The 21,670-nt window shown below is 61.6% G+C and carries 20 protein-coding genes; 14 read left to right on the top strand and 6 right to left on the bottom strand.

All coding sequences use genetic code 11. The features are described from left to right. Positions 1-5: 5 nt before the first annotated feature. From VJ464_28775 to VJ464_28765, 3 genes are all read right to left on the bottom strand, one after another. Positions 6-728 carry an endonuclease V gene (locus tag VJ464_28775; GenBank protein ID HKQ09152.1) on the bottom strand — a complete coding sequence of 241 codons (723 nt, stop codon included), beginning with the start codon at positions 726-728 and terminating at the stop codon, positions 6-8. A gap of 64 nt (positions 729-792) precedes the next feature. Continuing rightward, positions 793-1,428, bottom strand: a complete 636-nt coding sequence (gene pcp, locus VJ464_28770; protein HKQ09151.1) for a pyroglutamyl-peptidase I — start codon at positions 1,426-1,428, stop codon at positions 793-795. A 106-nt stretch (positions 1,429-1,534) separates the two neighbouring features. After that, on the bottom strand, positions 1,535-2,458 hold the full coding sequence (locus tag VJ464_28765) for an EamA family transporter (protein HKQ09150.1): 924 nt from the start codon (positions 2,456-2,458) through the stop codon (positions 1,535-1,537). Between the two features lie 224 nt (positions 2,459-2,682). On the opposite strand from VJ464_28765, the gene VJ464_28760 reads away from it, so the two are divergent. The 9 genes from VJ464_28760 to VJ464_28720 all read left to right on the top strand — a co-directional run bounded on the left by VJ464_28760 (position 2,683) and on the right by VJ464_28720 (position 11,085). After that, positions 2,683-3,474: a hypothetical protein gene (locus tag VJ464_28760; protein ID HKQ09149.1), complete on the top strand. Its 792-nt coding sequence runs from the start codon at positions 2,683-2,685 to the stop codon at positions 3,472-3,474. A 31-nt stretch (positions 3,475-3,505) separates the two neighbouring features. Then, positions 3,506-3,925 carry a RidA family protein gene (locus VJ464_28755; GenBank protein ID HKQ09148.1) on the top strand — a complete coding sequence of 140 codons (420 nt, stop codon included), beginning with the start codon at positions 3,506-3,508 and terminating at the stop codon, positions 3,923-3,925. After that, positions 3,922-4,743 (top strand): enoyl-CoA hydratase family protein, encoded by an 822-nt coding sequence (locus VJ464_28750; protein HKQ09147.1) that lies wholly within the window; start codon positions 3,922-3,924, stop codon positions 4,741-4,743. Before VJ464_28755 ends, VJ464_28750 begins: the two co-directional genes overlap by 4 nt. An 82-nt stretch (positions 4,744-4,825) precedes the next feature. Next, positions 4,826-5,722: a tryptophan 2,3-dioxygenase family protein gene (locus VJ464_28745; protein ID HKQ09146.1), complete on the top strand. Its 897-nt coding sequence runs from the start codon at positions 4,826-4,828 to the stop codon at positions 5,720-5,722. A 12-nt stretch (positions 5,723-5,734) separates the two neighbouring features. Next, positions 5,735-6,916, top strand: a complete 1,182-nt coding sequence (locus VJ464_28740; GenBank protein ID HKQ09145.1) for an aminotransferase class V-fold PLP-dependent enzyme — start codon at positions 5,735-5,737, stop codon at positions 6,914-6,916. A gap of 547 nt (positions 6,917-7,463) precedes the next feature. After that, a complete protein-coding gene (locus VJ464_28735; GenBank protein ID HKQ09144.1) occupies positions 7,464-7,976 on the top strand; it encodes a hypothetical protein in 513 nt (170 codons plus the stop codon). Between the two features lie 22 nt (positions 7,977-7,998). Continuing rightward, positions 7,999-9,030 (top strand): mechanosensitive ion channel family protein, encoded by a 1,032-nt coding sequence (locus VJ464_28730; GenBank protein HKQ09143.1) that lies wholly within the window; start codon positions 7,999-8,001, stop codon positions 9,028-9,030. 123 nt (positions 9,031-9,153) lie between these two features. Next, on the top strand, positions 9,154-9,840 hold the full coding sequence (locus VJ464_28725; GenBank protein HKQ09142.1) for a DUF4142 domain-containing protein: 687 nt from the start codon (positions 9,154-9,156) through the stop codon (positions 9,838-9,840). 243 nt (positions 9,841-10,083) lie between these two features. Then, entirely contained in the window at positions 10,084-11,085 is a 1,002-nt protein-coding gene (locus tag VJ464_28720) for a hypothetical protein (GenBank protein ID HKQ09141.1), read from the top strand. A 112-nt stretch (positions 11,086-11,197) separates the two neighbouring features. Here the strand turns inward: VJ464_28720 and msrB are convergent, their stop codons facing one another. Both msrB and VJ464_28710 read right to left on the bottom strand, forming a co-directional pair. Beyond that, the gene (msrB, locus tag VJ464_28715) at positions 11,198-11,596 is read right to left on the bottom strand and encodes a peptide-methionine (R)-S-oxide reductase MsrB (GenBank protein HKQ09140.1); all 399 of its coding nucleotides are present in this window, start codon (positions 11,594-11,596) and stop codon (positions 11,198-11,200) included. A 137-nt stretch (positions 11,597-11,733) separates the two neighbouring features. Further along, positions 11,734-12,984: a Xaa-Pro peptidase family protein gene (locus VJ464_28710; GenBank protein HKQ09139.1), complete on the bottom strand. Its 1,251-nt coding sequence runs from the start codon at positions 12,982-12,984 to the stop codon at positions 11,734-11,736. A gap of 237 nt (positions 12,985-13,221) precedes the next feature. Between VJ464_28710 and VJ464_28705 the strand changes: the two genes are divergently transcribed. Then, positions 13,222-14,616, top strand: coding sequence for an amidohydrolase family protein (locus VJ464_28705; GenBank protein ID HKQ09138.1), 1,395 nt, complete (start codon positions 13,222-13,224; stop codon positions 14,614-14,616). 183 nt (positions 14,617-14,799) lie between these two features. Beyond that, positions 14,800-15,588: an SDR family oxidoreductase gene (locus VJ464_28700; protein ID HKQ09137.1), complete on the top strand. Its 789-nt coding sequence runs from the start codon at positions 14,800-14,802 to the stop codon at positions 15,586-15,588. A 36-nt stretch (positions 15,589-15,624) separates the two neighbouring features. On the opposite strand, the gene VJ464_28695 is transcribed toward VJ464_28700, so the two are convergent. After that, positions 15,625-16,179, bottom strand: a complete 555-nt coding sequence (locus tag VJ464_28695; protein HKQ09136.1) for a DUF1440 domain-containing protein — start codon at positions 16,177-16,179, stop codon at positions 15,625-15,627. Between the two features lie 309 nt (positions 16,180-16,488). Between VJ464_28695 and VJ464_28690 the strand changes: the two genes are divergently transcribed. The 3 genes from VJ464_28690 (at position 16,489) to nifJ (ending at position 21,638) form a co-directional block, all read left to right on the top strand. After that, the gene (locus tag VJ464_28690) at positions 16,489-17,208 is read left to right on the top strand and encodes a Crp/Fnr family transcriptional regulator (GenBank protein HKQ09135.1); all 720 of its coding nucleotides are present in this window, start codon (positions 16,489-16,491) and stop codon (positions 17,206-17,208) included. A 239-nt stretch (positions 17,209-17,447) separates the two neighbouring features. Then, the gene (locus tag VJ464_28685; protein ID HKQ09134.1) at positions 17,448-17,903 is read left to right on the top strand and encodes an ankyrin repeat domain-containing protein; all 456 of its coding nucleotides are present in this window, start codon (positions 17,448-17,450) and stop codon (positions 17,901-17,903) included. Positions 17,904-18,080: 177 nt separating this feature from the next. Then, positions 18,081-21,638 (top strand): pyruvate:ferredoxin (flavodoxin) oxidoreductase, encoded by a 3,558-nt coding sequence (gene nifJ / locus VJ464_28680; protein ID HKQ09133.1) that lies wholly within the window; start codon positions 18,081-18,083, stop codon positions 21,636-21,638. Positions 21,639-21,670: the final 32 nt, after the last annotated feature.

Here is a 21,670-nt window from a genome sequence, read left to right as displayed (position 1 = left end):
GCTGACTATTCGACGCCGGCGTTGCGGCGCAGTTCGTTGACTAGCAGGTGCGCCTGTCTGGTCGGCTCAGGGATACGGTATTTCGATTTTGAATCCGCAAACAGGCCGTCGTCTTGATAGCCCTTGACCGAGCGCAACGCCAGCCGGATCGCTCCCGGCAAATCGATCAAGTGGCCGACTGACACATAGACCGGCGCGACGCGGTCTTTAGTGCGCACCGCTGCGCCGATGGTCTCGCCCTTGTGCGTCATCAACGAATACTCGCCGGCGCGCTCGCCCGGTTCATCAAACTTGCCGACCAGCACCGTCTTGGCGCAGCCGAGCGTAGGCCGTCCGGTCAGCAAGCCGAAGTGACAGGCAATGCCGAAACGTCGCGGGTGCGCCATGCCCTGACCGTCGAGCATCACGACATCCGGCGCGACTTCCAACTTCTCCCAGGCTTCGAGCAAGGGCGGCGTTTCGCGGAACGATAGCAAGCCGGGAACGTAAGGGAAGGGCGCCCGCGTCACCACCGTGGCCCGGCTTACCACTTCAAGCTCAGGCAAGCGCAGCACGATGATGCCGGCGTAAACAATCTCCGAAAATCGATTGAACGAGATGTCGCAGCCCGCAACCAGCTTGACTTCGCCCGCAAGCGGCTGGATGCGCACCTGATTGCGCAACTGGTTTTGCAGCGCCACCGCTTCCGTGGGTGTGAGATTCCAGTCGTGGAGCTTGTGGTATTTCATCTTCGATGTGGCGCAAGCTGTCAGCTTGCGCGAGTCGCTGCGCAATCTAACAGATTGCGCTACATCAGCGGCGCTCGATGCCAACCGTGACATCGATAGACAGTCGCACGCCTTCGACGATGGTCTCGCGCGCCAGGCTCGGCACCTCCGGGTGTTTATCCAATGCCTGCTCGTGCATGTAGGGCAGGTGAATGAAGCCGGCGATGGTCGGCAACTGCTCTGTGGCGATCAAGTGCATCACGCTATAGAAGAGACGATTGCACAGGTAGGTGCCGGCGCTGTTGGAAATCGCTGCCGGTATGCGCGCCCGCAACAACCTGTCGGTGATGGCGCGGATCGGCAGCGTTGACAGGTAGCCGACCGGCCCGCCTTCGATGATGGGCTCGCCGGCCGGTTGATTACCGGCGTTATCGGGGATGCGGTAATCGTCGATGTTGATGGCGACGCGCTCGGGCGTGATGCGATAACGCGCCATCGCCAGCCCCAGCATAATGACCGCGTCGGGACGCAAAGCGCGAAGGCGCTCGCTTGCGACTTCGATGGCGCGATGGCGATCAACCGGCAATTCAAGAACCGTCAGTGAGGCGCACGGAAACTCGACGCCGCTCATCTGGCGTGCGGCCTCAAGCGACGGGTTTGCCGTCTCGCCGCCGAACGGCTCGAAGGCCGTCAGTAAGATTTGCTTTTCAGGTGCGCTCATCCCTGACCCGTGGCTCATCGTTCTGCCAGCATTCGCTCATCATTCTCTTGTCATTCTCTTGTCATTGTCTCTTATTATTTTGCAACCGACGATCCGTGAGGCGCAATCACGAGTCGGGTTTGCTGGAAGTCGTCAGGTAGATGCCTGCGAGGATCAGCGCGCCGCCGATGTAGGTCGCAAGCGGGGGGCGCTGTCCGAAGATAGCAAAAGCCAGCAGCCCCGCAACCACCGGCTCGCCTAAGAAAGCGACCGAAATCGCCGACGGGCGCACGTGCCGCAAGGCCCAGTTGAAGACCGTGTGGCCGAGGATCGTCGGCACCACCGCGAGTAGGACGAAATACAGCCACTCGCCACGGCCGTAAGGCGCAAGGCGGCTGCCTGTGACCAGGACCATCAACAACAGGAAGAGCGAGCAGACGCCGTAGAGCGGCGTCGCGTAACCGAGCAAGCTCATGTGGGCGCGGGCTTTGCGCCCGACGATGAAGTAGCCGACGACCGCTAGCGCCCCCATGACCGCCAGCGCATCACCGGCGAGCGCCTGACTCGATTCACTCTGTTCAGCGTTAACCAGCGCGTCGCGGCTGATGATGAGCATGCCCGCCAGCCCAAGCAAAGTGCCGACCAGCGAGCGCGCCTTTGGCCTTTCGCCGAGAAAGATCGCCGAGGCGATCACCACGAAGAGCGGGTGGCTGTTGACCAGCACGACCGACGTGGCAATCGGAATGTATTTGAGCGAGGTGAACCACGCGCCGAAATGCAGCGCCAGGCAAGCGCCGCCCAGCAACAGCAGCAGCCCATCACGGCGCGTGAAGGCCATCAGCTCGCGCCGCTTGAGCATGAGCGCCGCCGGCAACAGCAAGGCCGTGGCAATCGCCATGCGATAGAAAGCGATGACCAGCGCCGGAACCGCTGCCAGCTTGGTGATGAAGATGGACGACGAAGCGAGCGCGAAGACGGCAAAAAACATCGCCGCAAAGACGGCGGCACTCTGCGGCTCGCTGCCGCCGGCTGGCTGTTTAATGGTCTTCATGAGGCAATCCGACGCGGCGCGAGGGCTTCAACTATGCGGAACAAAACCGCCGCCGCGCCGTTGAATTTCCTTACTCATGCGCCGCCCCCGTTATAGCACGCGCCGCCTTTGATCGAGAAGCCGCCGGCGGGCGCTGCTTGCGCGGCGCGGCGCGAGGTGTTAATAAAATTGATTTGTGCCGCTGCGCCGCCGGCGTGCCGGCCATCGTTGAAAGGACATGATTGATGCGTACCGCTCTCGTCTTCATCCTGCTCGCGGCCTGTGCCCTGAGCGCCTGTAATCCTCCCGCCAACCGCAACCAAATTAATGCTAACGGCAATAGCAACACGGCGCAGCGCGTGATCGGGCCAATTACGCCGCCGGCACCGACGGTGCAGCCCGACCCGAATTTTAAAGCCTGTAATCCTTATTACCCGCTGGTTCCCGGCTCGCGCCGAATCTATATTGTCAGTTATTCGAGCGGCATCACGGCGACGGCGACGGTGATCGTTGACCCGTGGGAAGAGAACGGGCGTAAGGGCTACAAAGAGATTACCCAGATCGTCGACAGCAGCGGCGGCTACCAGATCAACCAGACCTCCGAAAGACATTTCGTCTGCGACGGCGACAAGGTGCAGATCCTTTACGAAAAGACCGACAGCGACGTCGACAACCAGAAGACGGTGACCGAGTTTTTCTACCGCGACCCTTCTTACATGATGATCGAGGCGTCGTCGTTGAAGCAGGGGGCGACGTGGTCGCAGGCGCTCAGGTCGAAGTATCAACAGCCAGGCCAGCCGCCCGCCGAGCCCGAAGCGCCGACCATCGTCGAGTTCACCGTCGTCAACGAGCAGGAGATTCAATTGCCGACCGGCAAGGTGAAAGCCATGTTGCTCTACCGCAAGGTCGGGCAGGCCGAGATCAATGATTACTTCGTGCCCGGCCTCGGCTTCGTCAGGCGCAACTCCAAAGAGGGCAACAAGTGGGAGCTGAAGGAGTACAGCGGCCTGAAGCCCATCGAAACGCCCGGCAAATAACCGGCGACAGGCCGCATACGGGCGGCGGATTATGCGGATGACTTTCATCAATCCTGAATCGTTGGGCGCGCCGCGCGGCTATAACAACGGCGTGCTGGTCGCGGGCGGCAAGTTGTTGTTTGTCGCCGGGCAGGTCGCCTGGGACAGTGAGCAGCGCATTGTCAGCGCTGACTTCGTCGAGCAGTTCGCGCAGGCGCTCGGCAACGTCATCGCCGTGGTGCGCGAGGCCGGCGGCACGGCGAGCGACATCGCGCAGTTGCGCGTCTACGTCACCGACAAGCAAGCCTATACGACGAATCTCAAGCAGGTCGGCGCCGCCTACCGCGAGCTGATGGGCCGCCACTACCCGGCGATGGCGCTGGTCGAAGTCGCGGCGCTGGTCGAAGACCTGGCTCGGGTCGAGATTGAAGCCATCGCCTGCCTGCCGGCGGCCACCGTGGAGGCCAGTTGACAACAGCACCGACAGACATCCAGCCTCGGAGCTTTCTTTACGACGAGCGCGACGGCGTCGCCCAGATTACCTTCAACCGGCCTGAGCGGTTGAACTCGCTGACCTTTGAAGTCTACCGCGAATTGACGGAGCTGTTTGTCGCCCTGCGCTCGCGCGACGCGGTGCGCGTCGTCGTCATCACGGGCCGCGGGCGCGGCTTCTGCTCGGGCGGCGATGTCGAAGAGATCATCGGCGAGTTGTTCAAACGCGATATGGCCGGACTGCTCGAATTCACGCGCATGACCTGCGAGCTGATTCGCAACATTCGCCTGTTGCCGAAGCCGGTGATTGCGGCGTTGAACGGCACGGTCGCCGGTGCCGGCGCGGTTATCGCGCTGGCCGCCGACCTGCGCATCGCCGCCGAGACGGCCAAGATCGCTTTCCTGTTTGTCAAAGTCGGACTGGCGGGCGCCGACATGGGCGCGGCGTTTCTATTGCCGAAAGTCGTCGGCCTGGGCAAAGCCACCGAGCTGCTCTACACCGGCGACTTCCTGAGCGCCGAGCAGGCGGCAGCCGCCGGGCTATACAATCGTGTGGTGCCGGCTGAAGGGCTCGAAACCGAGGCGCGCGCCTGGGCCGAACGCCTGGCCGCGGGCCCTGCATTCGCCCTCGGCATGACGAAAGCGGCGCTGAACCGCGAGCTGCACATGAGCCTGGAAGCGGCTCTGGAAGCCGAATCCGCAGCGCAAGCCATCTGCATGCTCAACCCGGACTTCCGCGAAGCCTTCGAAGCCTTCCGCGACAAGCGGGCGCCGTCCTTCAATCAGGCGGGCGGCTGATGAAAAGTATTGAAGAAACGAGAAAGCTCCCTATGATCTCTTTCATACCCCTGCGGCAGCAATATCTCTATGGAGCTTTCTCATGTCAATCAACTTGGACGGCGACCGCCAGAATTCGAAGTTTTCAGGAGACGTGATGCCCTTTGGTTTACCCGACCGGGAAGACGAGCAGCGGCTGACGTACGGCGGCTACTTGAACATCCATGAGCTGATCGGCTTGCAGCGCTTGCGCTCCGAGCCTTTGCAGCACGACGAGACGCTGTTCATCATCGTTCATCAGGTGTACGAGCTGTGGTTCAAGCAATTACTGCACGAGCTCGATACCATCATCGAGTGCTTGAACAACGACGAGATGCTGGTGGCGCACCGCCTGCTCAGGCGCTGCATCGAGATTGAGCGTTTATTGATCAGCCAGATATCGGTGCTAGAAACGATGACGCCAACCGACTTTCTGGCGTTCCGCGATCACCTGCGGCCCGCCAGCGGGTTTCAATCTTTTCAGTTCCGCGAGATCGAATATATGTCGGGGCTGAAGGACGCGCGCTTCCTGAAGAACTATGACGAAGACAGCGAAGCCCGTAGCCGGCTGGCGGCGCGGCTTCAACAGCCTTCGGTGCTCGATGCGTTTTATGAGTTGCTGCGGCGGCGCGGCTTCGACATGCCGGCTGACGAAGCGGGCGCGGAAGGCGGCGGCGAAAATAATGAGGCGCACACCCGCCGCGTCCTCGAACTGCTGCGCATCTACGAAGACGCCGAGAATTATTACAGCCTGTTCTTGCTGGCCGAGAGCCTGATCGAATACGACGAGATGTTTGCCATGTGGCGGCTGCGCCACGTTAAGATGGTCGAGCGCATGATCGGCACCAAGAGCGGCACCGGCGGCAGCGAGGGCGCCGCTTACCTGCGCAAGACCGTCGAGCGCAAGTTCTTCCCAGAGCTGTGGGAGGTGCGTAACCATCTGGGCAAGCCACGCGAATAAGGAGAGGAAACAATGGACGAGTTGCTTGAATGGCGGAAAGAATTCCCGATCCTCGATAACACGGTTTACATGATCTCGCACTCGCTCGGCGCCATGCCGGGCCGCGCCCGCGACCGCCTGAACGAATATGCCGACAAGTGGGCGACGCGCGGCATTCGCGCCTGGGAAGAAGGCTGGTGGGAGATGCCGCGCGCCGTCGGCGACCTGGTCGGCAAGATCATCGGCGCGGGCGAGGGCGAAGTCGTCATGCACCAGAACGTCTCGGTCTGCCAGTCGCTCATCCATTCGTGCCTCGACTTTACCGGCAAGCGCAACAAGATCGTTAGCGAGGCGCTCAACTTCCCCTCGAACCTTTATATCTTTCACGCCCTCGAACGGCGCGGCGCGCGCGTCGTCACGGTGCCGTCGGATGACGGCATGACGGTGCCGCTCGAACGCCTGCTCGAAGCGATTGACGAAGAGACGCTGCTGGTCAGCGTGTCGCACGTCATCTTCAAGAGCGCCTTCATTCAAGACCTCAAAGCCATCACCGAGAAAGCTCACAGTGTTGGGGCGATGGTGGTCGCCGACGTTTATCAATCTGCCGGCACCGTGCCGCTCGATGTGCGCGACATCGGCTTAGACTTTGCGACCGGCGGCTCGGTCAAATGGCTGTGCGGCGGGCCGGGCGCGGGCTATCTCTACGTCCGCCGCGATCTGTGGCCGACATTACAACCGGCGATGACCGGCTGGATGGCGCACCGGCAGCCGTTCGCTTTCGAAGTTGGGCCGCAGGATTATGCCGACGACATCTATCGCTTCCTGCACGGCTCGCCAAACGTGCCGGGAATGTACGCGGCGATGTCGGGCTACGAGATCATCAACGAAGTCGGCGTCGAGCGAATCAGAGAGAAATCCATGCGCCAGACGACGCGCTTGATCGAGCTGGCTGAAGAGGCGGGCTTCACGGTGCGCTGCCCGAAGCGCGCAGACGAGCGCGGCGGCACGGTCGTCATGGATGTGCCGCACGGTTACGAGGTGACCAAAGAGTTGCTGCGCCGCGACTGTCTTGTCGATTACCGTCCCGGCGCCGGCATCCGCGTCGCGCCGCATTTCTACAGCAAAGACGAAGAGCTTCAGCTCATCGTCGAAGAGATCAAAAAGATTCTGGAGACCAGAGCCTACGAAGCCCACAGCGCCGTCACCGGGCATTGAACGCCCGCTTGAGCGCGCATCAGCGAAGCCGTCCCTGGCTCAAACGACTGGCGGCCTCTGATTGGCCGACTCGCATTGTGCCACTTGCGCTGTGTGGCTATAGAACATGAACGGCCAGGGCGGCTGTTATGATTTGAGCCATTATGGCCGCCTGTCGGCGCATTCGTGCGACGGTGCCGGCCCGCTCCTGCGCGCTTTACCTTCCAAACCGCATACAGCCTGAGTCATTCTTGCGGGCATAGAAGTTGCTCAATATTTGGATGTATCCCACCTCCCTGCGTGTGCTGAAGTAAGCGTATCGCGCTGCGATGCGCGGCGGGTCATGCGCGTGGGAACGATGTAAGGAGACGTCGGGACAGAGTATGACCAGGCATGCAGCCCATTGCGGTTTACAGATCCTGATTCCTGATCAACCTGCTCACGCACGCGCCGCGAGCGCGCTTAACGGGTGTTAATGACCCGGCATGGTTTTTGTTTGTTCAATCATGTATGCCTGAGCATCGGCGAGCTGTGTAGCGATTGGCCGTCGCCGAGGAAGGACGCTGACATGAGAATCGAATACATCAGGACATTGAATGGCAACAATATCTACCACGACGCGCCCGTGCTGGTGATGCAGTTGGCGCTCGAAGACCTGGCAGGCAAAGAGACGCACGAGGTCACAGGCTTCATGAGCCGCTTGCTGACGATGCTGCCCGGGATCAAGCAGCATTATTGCGGCACAGGCCGAACCGGCGAGCTGATTGAGCCGACGCCGACGGCGATTGGCTTTGGGCAGGTGACGGCGCGTGTCGCGCTCGAACTGGCGACGCTGGCCGGCGTGCCCGTGCATGATGCGTGCGTGGTTCACCCCGACGGCCCGGCGTGCTGCCGCATCGCCATCGAGTTCAAAGATGAATCGGTCATGCGGTTTTTATTGCGCACCGCCGTCGAGCTGGTTGATGCGTTGAGCCACGGCGAGACGCCGCCGCTCAACGCGCGCATCGCCGAAGCCCGTCAGCTCATCGAGCGACCGGGGCCGCGCTCCCGCGCCTCAGCCGGCGCAGGGCAGTGGTTGTGATTGACCTCAGAGGATGATTGGGATGAATGTTGACATCGGGCCGGCATGGGAGAAAATCAACGCGATCCTCAATGGCGCCATCGCCATCCTGCCGAACCTGTTTCTCGCCATTGTGATGTTTACAGTTGCGCTCTTGCTGTCGCGATGGCTCAAGCGCGTGATCGGCGGCTTCTACAGCGAGCGGCATCGAAATCTCGGCGCGCTCATGGGGCGGCTGACTCAGTGGCTGGTGATTTCGTTCGCCTTGCTCGTCACCCTGTCGATTGTCTTGCCGTCATTCCATGCGCGCGACCTGATTCAGATACTCGGCATCAGCGGCGTCGCCATCGGCTTTGCCTTCCGCGACATCTTGCAGAACTTTCTCGCCGGCATCCTGCTCTTGCTGGCGCAACCGTTCCGCCTCGGCGACGAGATCGCTGTCGGCAACTATGAAGGCATCGTACAGGAGATTCAGGGCCGGGCGACGTTGATTAAAACCTACGACGGTTATCTCGTCGTCATTCCGAATTCCGCCATCTACACTCAGAGCGTGAAAATCTTTAATGCTTATGGCGTGCGGCGCACGGCGATTGATGTCGGCATCGGCTATGGCGATGACGTAGACGAAGCGCGCCGGCTGATGGTTGAAGCGATCAGCGGCGTCGAGGGCGTGCTGGCAGAGCCGCCGCCGTCCGTCGTCACCAAAGCGGTGGGCGACAACGGCCTCATCCTGCGGGCGCGCTGGTGGACCAAGAGCCGCCGCGCCGATATGGTGCGCGTTCGCGACCTGGTCATCCCGGCCATCCGCCGGCGGCTCGGCGAAAACGGCATAGACTTGCCGTACCCGACTCATCAGATTCTCTTTCACGATCAGACCGAAGAGACCGACGGCGACCGCGCCCGTCAGCGCGAGGGCTGGCCCGCGGGCCGCGGCACAGCGCCACGCCCGCGCTCAATCGCGCAATCGCTCCGGCTCGTCGCCGAGTCTCTGCCCCAGACCAATGGCCACGCCAGCCGGGCCACCCCGGATCGAAAAGAGCGCGGCGAGCCGTTGCCGGATAAGCGGCAAACGTAATCGGATGTAAGCGGCATTCTATTCAGTCAAACGAGCCAGCGGGTATACGGTGAACGAAAGATCGTCCAAGTGGCGCTTGGCAATCTGCGGAAGACCAGAACCACCGGAAGAGAGAGATAGACGATGACCAGAACAATTCGCACAGCAGCTTTTCTCGTCATATTGGCGACGGCAGCCCTCTTGATGGCGGCGTGCGCCGATTCGAGCAATTCGAACACGCACAGCAACACCAACAACACGCTCAACAACACCAACAGCGCGGCGAGCAACGTCCCGAGCAGCGCCGACCGTGACTTCATGACCAAAGCAGCGGTAGGCGGCATGGAAGAAGTCGAGCTGGGCCGCCTTGCCACGCAGAAGGCCGCCAATGCCGACGTCAAGGCGTTCGGCCAGCGCATGGTTGATGACCACTCGCGCGCCGGCAACGAGTTGAAGTCGCTGGCGGCGCAGAAGAACGTCACGCTGCCGACGGCGCTCGACCAGCAACACCAGGCGGACGTGGATAAACTGTCGAAGCTCTCGGGCGCTGCCTTTGACCGCGAGTACATGAGCATGATGGTGAAGGATCACGTGGAAGACGTGGCAGAGTTTGAGCGCGAGGCGGCGACCGGCTCAGACAGCGACGTCAAGGCGTGGGCGGGCCGCACTGTGCCGACCCTGCGCCAGCATTTGCAGATGGCTCAGGATGCCGCCGGCAAGGTCGGCGCCACTGGCGGCGCGGCTCCGGCGGCGGGCGGCGCGGCCAACCATAACGCCGGTGGCGCAGCGGCAGGCAACCGCAACGCCGGCAACGCCAACCGCCGGCCTTAAGCGATACGACACGGCGACACGGGAAGAGGGACGCGGCGACGCGGCGACGCGGTGAGGGAAAGAGACAGAGGCTAACAGCTTTTCTTTCTTTCCCCGCGTTGCCGTGTCGCCGCGTCGCCGCGTCGTTTTCTTCCCTCGCCGCGTCCCCACGTCGCGTCTTTTTCCCCACAACTCATGAAACTTTTCAGCGGCTCGCGGGTTTTCTAAATCATCCGTGTGCCCACGCTAGTTGAGGGGGAAGAAATGAAGATCAGGTTTGCGATTGCGCTTTTCGTCCTGGCACTGGTTCAAGCCGCGTCGGCACAAACACGCCCGGCTATCCCTGAAGTGGATCGCCTGCGGCTGGCCGAAGCCTTCCGGCTCGGTGACTGGTTAGGTGATCGAATATGGGCGGGCTGGCAGCAAGCGCCGTTTGCCATCCTGCTGATTACGCCCACACATGAATTCCTCGTCAAGCATCCGAAACCGTCGAGCGATTTCACGCGCCTCGGTTACGACCCGCTGTTGAGAAGCGATGTTTACTATCGCCCGCGAGTTTTCCAGGTCAACTTGCTTGCGACCTTCCCCGCAGTCGGCGGCATTCCGACGATTGTTGTTGGCCAGGCTGAAAACACTGACGCGAAGACCTCGACGCCGTGGGTGACGACGCTGCTGCATGAACACTTTCACCAACTGCAAACGACGCAGCCGGATTATAACGCCGGCGTTGCGGCGCTCGGTCTGGCGCGCGGCGACCAGACAGGGATGTGGATGTTGAACTTCGCTTACCCCTACGATTCGGCGGATGTGAATCGCCTGACATCGGACATGGCGCGGCAGCTTGCGGCGGCGCTCGGTGCAAGCCATGCGGATTTTGCGGCGCGGCTGGCGGATTACCTGCGATCACGGCAGCAGCTTAAAGCCGCGCTCGCGGCTGATGACTACAAGTATTATTCATTTCAGTTGTGGCAGGAAGGGATTGCCAGGTATACCGAGTACCAGGTCGCCAGTCTGGCGGCGACCGCTTACCATCCGACGAAGCAATTTCGACAGCTCAAGGATTACACGCCGTTCGCAACCGTAGCCAGTAAGCTGCGCCAGAACATCACCGCAGAGCTGTCGAGCTTGCAATTGAAGAATTACAAGCGCGTGGCTTTCTATTACCTGGGGGCGGGCGAGGGCCTGTTGCTCGACCGCGTGGATCGCGGCTGGCGGGCGCGTTATCTCAAAGAAAAGTTCTCGACCGATAGCTACTTTAAGAAATGATGAACGATGAATGATGAACGATGAATTAGGGGGACGGTGACTGATTGCAATGGGCGCAAGCTCTGGCAGCTCATCATTCATCATTCATCATTCATCGTTCATCATTTCCCCATCACTCTTGCTTGACGAACTTGAGCGCCGCCGAGTTCATGCAGTAACGCAGGCCGGTCGGGCGCGGGCCATCGTCGAAGACGTGGCCGAGGTGGGCGGCGCAGCGGCTACATAGCACTTCGTCGCGCACCATACCATAGCTCGTGTCGCGCTTGATCTCGACGTTGTCTTCGTCAACGGGCTTATAAAAGCTCGGCCAGCCGGTGCCCGAATCGAACTTGGTGTCAGAGCTGAACAGCTCCAACCCGCAGCAGACGCAGATGTATTTGCCCTTCTCGTGATTGTCCCAATACTCGCCGCTGAAAGCGCGCTCAGTGCCGTGGTGGCGGGTGACTTCGTACTGATCCGGCGTCAGTTCCTTGCGCCACTCTTCATCGGTTTTGACTACTTTATCGGTCATCTTTCGCCCTTTCTTTTGTGAATGTATTTGGTGTTTAGAAATTGCCTGCGCGCAGGATTCTATTCTCGCAACGGTCAGCGCCGCGATGCATGCGCACAGTGACAGGCTGACAATTAATCTCATCATTGCACCTCGTCTCACGCCGTCGCGCAAGGGTTATCAATGGAGGCGGCCTGGCCTGTGAACAACTCCGCGCCGCGTTCGGTGATGACCATGATGTCTTCGAGGCGGACGCCGAATTCGCCGGGGATGTAGATGCCCGGCTCGTCGCTGAAGGTCATGCCCGGCTCCAGCTTCGTCTTGTTGCCGCGCACCAGATAAGTCCATTCGTGGCCATCCATGCCGATGCCATGACCGACGCGGTGCGTGAAGTATTTATAGTCCGGCCCGTAGCCGGCGTCGGCAATCACCTGCCGCGCCGCCGCGTCGACGTCTTCGCAGGCGACGCCCGGACGCGCCGCTTTCAAAGCCGCCGCCTGGGCGCGCTTGACGATCTCCCACACTTTGAGCTGCTTCTCCGACGCCTTGCCAAAGATCGTCGTGCGCGTGATATCGGATTGGTAGCCCATCACCGAACAGCCCCCGTCAACTAAAACGATGTCGCCTTCTTTGAGCTTCTGCGGCGTGACTGTCCCGTGCGGCGAAGCCGACCACGCGCCGAACAAGACCAGCGCGCCGCCCTGTGCGCCCAGCTCGCGGTGCGCCGCACTGATCTTCTGCCCAAGTTCGACGTGCGTCATGCCTTCGCGCAATGATTTGAGCGCCACCTCGTACGCCTTGAGAGTGATCTGATTGGCCAGACGACTCAGCTCAAGCTCATGCGCTGTCTTGATGCGGCGACAACGCGCCGTCACAGGGTCGGCGCTGGTGATTTCAATCGTCGGCGCGGCTTTGGCGACGCCGTCCGAGAAACGAAAATCCACCGTCTCTTCAATGCCGAGCTTGCCGGCCGTGATGCCGCGATCCTTGAGAATCTGCGCCACCAGCCGGTAAGGACTTTCATCTTCCTGCCAGGTGCGCACATCGCCGGCGAACTTGATCTGCTCAAGGGCGCGGTCTTTTTCAAAGGCCGGCGTCACGAATGCCAGCTCGCCCTTCGCCGGAATGACGCAGGCGAACATGCGCTCGCTGTTGCCCCACTGCGTGCCGGTGAAATAGTTGAGGCTGGTGCCGCCGGTCAGCATGATGGCCGCGATACCGGCGTCACGCATATGGCGGCGGGCGCGCTCCTGGCGCTCAAGGTATTCTTCGCGAGTGATCGGCCTGGCCTGCTTCGCCAGGTTAGGCAACTGGCCCGCATCTTGCCCGAGCAACTCCTTCGGGTCGGCAGCAAGCGCGAGCGCGCCGAGGGCGCTGAATTTCATGAAGTCCCTGCGATCAATGCTCATCAGTCTCTCCTTCGAGTCGAGTTGCGGTTCAGTGGGATGCATGATGATAACCGCTTTGCAGCGTGATGTCAGGGCGCAAATGCCGCCCGCATTTTTCATCATGCCGCAGAGCCCGCCAATCACGCCGACAGGCCGCTTCGTCACAGCGCCGCGTGTCTTTTCAACCTCTGCCTGCTATGCTCAACGCGCTTTCAAACAACACACCAGTGGAACCTCTTACCTCAAGGAAACAGACTGATGAAGATCAAAGCCGTTCTGCTCGCCCTGATGTTATTGATTGTCAACTGCGCCGCCCTGGCGCGGGACGCCCGACTGCAAGGCGCAAAGCCGCAAGTCATCGCTTTTGTCGGCGTCAACGTCGTGCCGATGGATCGTGAGCGCGTCATTGAAAACCAGACGGTCATCGTGCGCGGTGACCGCATTGCCGAGATCGGCCCTGCCGCGAAGATCAAAGTGCCCGCCGATGCGCTGCGCGTCGAAGCCAGAGGCAAGTACCTGATGCCCGGCCTCGCGGAGATGCATGGCCACTTACCGCATCCGAACCAGGGCGAGGCGTTGAGCAATTCGTTTCTCCTGTTGTTTGTCGCCAATGGTGTGACGACGGTGCGCGGTATGTTCGGCTTTCCTAATCATCCGGCCTTGCGCGACCGCATCAATCGCGGCGAAGTCTTCGGGCCGAAACTCTATGTCGCCGGCCCGGCCATGACCGGCCAGTCGGTGCATTCGCCGGAAGAGGGCGCGCAGAAAGTCCGCGAGTACAAACAGGCGGGCTTTGACCTGCTGAAGATTCACGAAGGCTTGTCCTTGGCGACTTATGACGCGATTGTGAAGACGGCCAAAGAAGTCGGACTGCCGTTCGGCGGCCACATCCCTGACGCCGTCGGATTGCCGCATGCGCTCAAGGCGGGACAATCAACCGTCGAGCACCTCGACGGGTACGTTGAAGAGTTAGAAGCCGACGATTCGCCGGTGCGGAACGCTGACCCGATGACGCACGCGCAGAAGTTTGTCGATTACCTGGACGAGCGAAAAATACCGCGGTTGGTCGAGGCGACGCGCGAGGCCGGCGCATGGGTGGTGCCGACGATGGCGCTCTGGCAGGCGTTTATGGGAACGGAGAGCGTCGAATCGCTCAAGCAGCGGCCGGAGCTGAAGTATGTGCCACAGGCGATGGTCAACCAGTGGGCACAGCAGCGCGCAGGCCAGTTGATGCAGAACCCCGACCCGAAGCCGGGGCAGCGCGTCCTCGATCTGCGCAACAAGATATTGAAAGCGTTGCAGGAAGGCACGGGCAGAGTGATGCTCGGCTCGGATGCGCCGCAGTTGTTCAGCGTGCCGGGCTTTTCGCTGCACCGCGAGATGCAGGCGATGGCGCGCGCCGGGCTGACCCCGTACCAGATACTCACGGCGGGAACGCGCAACCCGGCGGTTTACTTGAAAGCCGAAGGCGAGTTCGGCACCGTCGAAGTCGGCAAGCGCGCCGACCTGATTCTGGTTGATGACAACCCGCTCAAAGACGTGGCCAATGTCGCCCGGCGTTCGGGCGTCGTGTTGCGCGGCCAGTGGCTTTCGGAAGACAGCCTGCGCAAGATGCTCGACGACCTGGCGGCGACGTATGTAAGTAACAAATGATCAATGACGCATAAAGCGGCAGCGTTCACCGCAGAGGACACAGAGGACGCAGAGCGGGCGCAGAGAGAAATGACGGGCCCCCTCTGCGCATCCTCTGTGTCCTCTGCGGTGAATAACTGCTGATCCCAAGAACTGAGTGCATCACTAGACAAGGCGCGCTGATTTGCATATTCTCTGCGCAATATGGAACTCAAAGATAAAGTCGCTGTCGTCACCGGCGGCGCGACCGGCATCGGACGCGCCCTGTGTCGCCGCTTCGTCGGCGAAGGCGCTCGCGTCGTCGTCGCCGATATTGACGAAGCGGGCGCAAGCGAAGTCGCTGAATCTATCGCCGGGCTCGCCGTCCGAACCGATGTCAGCCGCGAAGAGGATGTCGTTCAGCTCGTAGCCAAAGCTACAGAGCGCTACGGGCAAGTTGACCTCTTCTGCTCGAATGCCGGCATTGCCCTGGACGGTGGGCCAGAGGCGAGCGATGAAGGTTGGGAGCGCATCTGGAAGATCAACGTGATGGCGCACATCTATGCGGCGCGCGCCGTGCTGCCGCAGATGCTTGAGCGCGGCGACGGTTACCTGTTGCAGACCGCGTCGGCGGCGGGCCTGCTCACGCAGGTCGGCTCGGCGCCCTACTCTGTGACTAAGCACGCGGCGGTGGCGTTCGCCGAATGGCTGGCGATCACCTATGGCGATCAGGGAATTAAAGTCTCTTGTTTATGCCCGCAAGGCGTGCGCACCAACATGCTCGAACAGGCGCGCGGCGGCGGTTTCCTGCGCGACGGCGCGCTCGATCCTGATCGCGTCGCTGACATCGTCGTGGCCGGCCTGCGCGTCGAGCGCTTTCTGATTCTGCCTCACCCTGAAGTCCTCGAATACTTTCGCCGCAAGTCGGACGATTATGACCGCTGGGTTCGCGGCATGCGGCGGCTCAACGAGAAAGTCAAAGCCATCATCGCCGACGCCGACGAACCGCATTGACGCGCAGGTCGCGCTCGCGTCTTGATTAACGCTTCTTCACATCACGTTGCGCAGCAGTCGCCGCGCCGCTTCGGTCGTCGCGCCATAGACGAAGTGAGAGGCCAGCGAGTAGAGATGCTTCGACACGGGGTAGGCGCTCGGCGATTTCGAGAGGCCGAGCAGCGGCACCACCGCCTCGTCGGCGACTGCCCAGACCGCCGCGCCAAACGGCAGCCCGAAGCCGGCGCTCGCCGCCGGCGTCCATTCTGCCGCCGCGCCATAAATCATGCCGCTCGACATCGCCATTGCGTAATGCATTGCCGGCCCGGCAATGCGGCGCTCGGATTTGGTCAATTCGTGGTCGAAGATTTCTTCGGAGATGGCATCGGCGGCTTTGACCGTGGCGGGCTCATCTTCGTCTTCTGACTGTTGCTCGCCGTCAAGCTGCTGCTGGCCGACATACTGGCGCGGCGGGTGGGCGTGTTGGGAATCCCTGTCGTCTTCGGTGAGCTTGCTCCAGAGGTTTTGAAACCCATCCATCACCAGGCCGCCGGCCAGCCCGGCCAGTGCGCCTACGAGGATGCCTTTCAACGGTTCTGCCTGCCTGTGCATGATTGATTGTCCCTCGATTGATTTCGGCAAGCGTCCGCTCGGAGCCTAAGGCTCAAATTCATTGTCGCCGCTGTGTCTGTGGCTGGCAAGCGCGGCGCACACCGCGGTTGCGGGCTTTCGCGCAACGCCTGCGAAAGTTTACTCAACTGGCCGCGAGCGAGGGCGGCTAACTGTTCAAAATGGCCGCGGCATTTTTCTTGCTCTATGTCTGCATGGTTCCTTCTGGTTCAGGTGGGTCACTGTTTAAAAGCGGCGGCTGCCGGCAAGCAGCGAGCGGCAGCCGCCGCGCATCCGGTGGCGGGAGAGCGTATGCATTCACCTTATGGAATGGAGATTGTCGAGAACTGCGCCGAGTGCCGCCTGCGCACTGACGCTTTCTTCTGTAACCTGCCTGCCGAGCTGTTGAAGGAGTTCGAATCGCTCAAGTACGCCACCATCTTTCCGCGCGGCGCGATGCTATTTGTCGAAGGGCAGGCGCCGCGCGGCGTCTTCATGCTCTGCTCGGGCCGCGTCAAGCTGACCACCTGTTCGGGCGAGGGCAAGGCGCTGATCACCCAGATTGCCGAGTCGGGCGAGCTGCTCGGGCTGAGCGCGACGATCTCTGGCAAGCCTTACGAAGTCACTGCCGAAACTCTATCGCCGTGTCAGGTGAACTTCATCCGACGCGAAGACTTTCTGCGCCTGTTGACTGAGCGCGGCCCCGTCTGTCTGCGCGCCGCCGAGTACTTGAGTCAGAGCTACCACGCGACGCATGAGCATGTCCGCTCGCTGGGGCTGTCTTCGTCGGCGTCCGAGAAGATGGCGAAACTGCTGCTCGAATGGGGCGAGCGCAACGGCAAGCCTTCGGAGAAGGGCATCCTGTTAAAGCTCACCTTGACGCACGAAGAGATCGCCCAGATCATCGGCTCGTCGCGCGAGACCGTGACCCGATTGTTGGGCGATTTCAAGAACAAGCAATACATCTACGTCAAAGGCTCGACCCTGATCCTGCGCAACAAAGCGGCGCTCGAAGCCATGGTCAATTCCTAGCGCAGTTTTCAATCGGGTGTAGCGCAAGGCGGTTAGCTTGCGCGAGCCGATGCGCAAGCTAACCGCCTTGCGCTACAAGGCAAGCGCAATCGCCTCCCCACACCAACCAACCTGAGCCTGTGACGGCGGTCACCGAGAGCCGTGATGCCAGTCATAGCGAATCACCGCCCGCCTGCGGCAAACTGACGGCGTATTGACAGGTGCGATTCAATTGCCGGAGCGCGGGAGGGCGACAAGTCGTGACTCATGTCGTAGGTCGAATTCACAGCGAAGCGGTGTGTGGTTTCCTCGAAGCCGCGGCGCTCGATGCAGGTTCCGCCGACAGCCTCTCGGTGCTGATGCGCGCCGCTCTGATCGGCGACACGGCGGCGCTCACGGCGCTGCTCGACCGCGGCGCGAGCACGGATGCGCGCGACGCCGTGGGGCGCACGCCGTTGATGGAAGCGGTGTTCGCCGGGCACACCGAAGCGGTCGCCTTGCTGCTCGCACGCGGCGCCGACCCGAACGCCACCGACAGCGCCGGCTGGACGGCGCTGATGGAAGCGGCGTCGAAGGGCCGCACAGAGATCGTCAAGACCCTGCTCGATTACGGCGCTGATCCCACCTACTGCAACCCCAAAGGCTGGAGCGCGCGGCGGGCGACGCCGCGCAGTCAGGTCGAGATCATTCACTGTTTGAAACAGGCCGGCGGCTAAGCCGTCAGGGGATTTTCTCGCATTCATCAACCTCGCGCCATCACTCCACCCGACTCGCTTTTCTCCGCATTACTGCTCATACGATGAGTCTTAGCGATTGCCGCGCAGGCTCGCCAATCTGCGGCACGCGGTTTTCTCTAGGTGGCTCTGAACAATTCGTACAGGGGGATTTTCAACATGCGTGAGCAAGTCACGATTGATGGCAATGAAGCTGCGGCCTATGTCGCTTACAAGACCAACGAAGTGATCGCCATCTATCCGATCACCCCATCGTCGCCGATGGGCGAATTCGCCGACGCCTGGACGGCGCTCGACGAAAAGAACATCTGGGGCATGCCGCCCATCGTCCGCGAGATGCAGTCGGAAGGCGGCGCGGCGGGCGCCGTCCACGGCATGCTGCAAGCCGGCACGCTGTCAACGACCTTTACCTCAAGCCAGGGCCTGCTGTTGATGATCCCGAATATGTTCAAGATCGCCGGCGAGCTGACCAGCACCGTCTTTCACATCGCCGCGCGCGCCGTGGCGACGCACGCCTTATCGATCTTCGGCGACCACAGCGACGTGATGGCGACGCGCTCTACGGGGTGGGGCATGCTCTTTTCGAACTCTGTTCAGGAGGTCATGGACTTTGCGCTGATCGCCCAGGCCGCGACCCTGGAATCGCGCGTGCCATTCCTGCATGCCTTTGACGGCTTCCGCACCTCGCACGAAGTCTCGAAGATCACCCGGCTCACAGACGCAGAGATTCGCGCCGTGCTCAACGACGAGCTGGTGCGGGCGCACCGCGAGCGCGCCCTGTCTCCCGACCATCCGGTGATTCGCGGCACGGCGCAGAACCCGGATGTCTTCTTCCAGTCGCGTGAGCGCGCCAATCCTTTTTATCAGGCCGCGCCGTTCATCGTCGAAAAGGTCATGGACAAATTTGCCGAAGCGACGGGCCGGCGCTATCGCCTCTTTGATTACGTCGGCGCTAAGGATGCCCAGCGGGTCATCGTGATGATGGGGTCGGGCGCAGAGACCGCCGAAGAGACCGTCCGGGCGCTCGTCGAGCGCGGCGAAAAAGTCGGCCTGCTGAAAGTCCGCCTCTACCGTCCCTTCTCAAGCCGTCACCTGCTTGACGCCCTGCCGCCCAGCACACGCGCCATTGCCGTGCTCGACCGCACCAAAGAGCCGGGCAGTGTCGGCGAGCCGCTCTATCAAGATATTGTAACCGCCATCACCGAAAGCCTGATGAGCAACGAAGGGCGCTTCGCGCAACTGCCGGTGGTCATCGGCGGGCGCTATGGGCTGGCGTCGAAAGAGTTCACCCCGGCAATGGTCAAGGCGGTCTATGACGAGCTGACCCGGCCTTATCCGAAGAACCATTTCTGCATCGGCATCACCGACGACGTGACGATGACGAGCCTCGCCTTTGACGAGTCGTTCGACATCGAGCCGGACGACGTGGTGCGCGGCGTCTTCTGGGGATTGGGCGCCGACGGCACGGTCAGCGCCAACAAGAATTCGGTGAAGATCATCGGCGAAGAGACGCCGAATTACGCGCAGGGCTATTTCGTTTACGACTCGAAGAAATCAGGCGCGGTCACGGTGTCGCACTTGCGCTTCGGGCCGCGCCCGATTCGCAGCACCTGCTTGATCCGCCGCGCCAGCTTCGTCGCCTGTCACCAGTTCAATTTTCTTAAACGCTACGACGTGCTGGCGCTTGCCGACCGGGGCGCGACCTTCCTGCTCAACGCGCCTTACAACGCCGACGAGGTATGGGATCATCTGCCGCGCTCGGTGCAGCAGACGATTATCAACAAGCAGTTAAAGCTGCACATCATCGATGCGGTCGCGGTGGCCCGCGCCACCGGCATGGGCGTCCGAATCAACACGATCATGCAGACATGCTTCTTTGCCATTAGCGGTGTGCTGCCGCGCGAAGAGGCCATCGCCAAGATCAAGGAATCGATCAAGAAAACCTATGGGCGGCGCGGCGAAGCGGTCGTTAAACAGAACTATCGCGCCGTCGAAGAGGCGCTCTCGCACCTGCACCAGGTCCAGGTCCCTGAGCGCGCCACTAGCGAGTTCGACATCGCGGCGGTGGTGCCCGAGTCGGCGCCGCGCTTCGTCAAAGATGTGACCGCGCCGATCATTGCCGGTCGCGGCGACGAACTGCCGGTGAGCGCGTTCCCGCTTGACGGCACCTACCCGGTGGGCACGGCGGCGTGGGAGCGGCGCAACATCGCCCAGGAAGTGCCGCTGTGGGAGCAAGACCTCTGCATCCAGTGCGGCAAATGCGTGCTGGTCTGCCCGCACGCGACCATCCGCGCCAAAGTCTGTGACACCGCTTTGCTCGCAGGCGCGCCCGCAGGGTTCCGCTCGATGCCGGCGAAGTGGCGCGAGCTGGGCGACAAGGCTTACACGATCCAAGTCGCCGTCGAAGACTGCACAGGCTGTCGCCTCTGCGTCGAGGTCTGCCCGGCCAAAGACAAGAGCAACGTGTCGCGCAAGGCGCTGAACATGGTCGAGCAGTTGCCGCTGCGCGAGCCGGGGCGCGAGTGGTGGGATTACTTTTTGAAGCTGCCCGACGTGCAGAAGAATGGCCAGATGAAGTTCAACACGATCAAGAACATTCAACTGCTGCAACCGTTGTTCGAGTTTTCGGGAGCCTGCTCGGGCTGCGGCGAAACGCCTTATGTGAAACTGGTCACACAACTATTTGGCGAGCGCGCCATCATCGCCAACGCCACCGGCTGTTCGAGCATCTACGGCGGCAACCTGCCGACGACGCCCTACACCGTCAACGCCGAAGGGCGCGGCCCGGCCTGGAGCAATTCGCTGTTCGAAGACAATGCCGAATTCGGGCTCGGCATGCGCCTGGCGGCAGATCATCAACGCGAATACGCTCGCAGTCTCATCAAGCGCCTGGTGCCGGTGATTGGCGAGGCGCTCACCACCTGTCTGACCAAAGAGGTCGAGCCGACCGACGAGGCGTTAACCATTCGCCGCCAGTGTGTCGAAGCATTGAAGGCAAAGTTGCGCGACCGGCGCGAGCCCGAAGCCCGCGACTTGCTGGCGGTCGCCGACGCCCTGGTGCCGAAGAGCGTCTGGATTGTCGGCGGCGACGGCTGGGCTTACGACATCGGCTTCGGCGGGTTGGACCACGTACTGGCGAGCGGCCAGAACGTCAACATCCTGGTGCTAGACACCGAAGTCTACTCGAACACCGGCGGTCAGGCGTCAAAGGCGACGCCGATTGGCGCGGTGGCAAAGTTCGCCGCTGGCGGCAAGCCGACGCCCAAGAAAGACCTCGGCTTGATGGCGACCAGTTACGGCAACGTCTACGTCGCGCAGGTGGCGATGGGCGCTAACGACCAGCAGACCGTCAAGGCGTTCATCGAGGCCGAAGCCTATCCGGGGCCGTCGCTGATCATCGCCTACTCGCACTGCATTGCCCACGCGATTGATATGGCCAAGGGCATGACGCATCAGAAGATGGCCGTGGATTCGGGCTACTGGCCGCTCTATCGCTTCGACCCGCGACTGGCGGACGAAGCGAAGAATCCCTTCCAACTGGATTCAAAAGACCCGTCGCTGGCGCTGAAGGATTACATCTACACCGAAGGGCGTTACCGCATCCTTCAGCAGAGCGACCCGGAAGCCGCAAAGACTCTGCTGGGGCAGGCGCAGCAAGCCGTCAACGACCGCTGGCGGCATTACAAGAAGCTTGCCGAAACGAAGCAACAGGCGTAGGGGCAGGGACACGCACTGCTCCTACAGAGGAA

The organism is Blastocatellia bacterium, from assembly GCA_035275065.1.
Lineage (GTDB): Bacteria > Acidobacteriota > Blastocatellia > UBA7656 > UBA7656 > DATENM01.
This window is presented reverse-complemented; position numbering and strand designations above follow the sequence as displayed.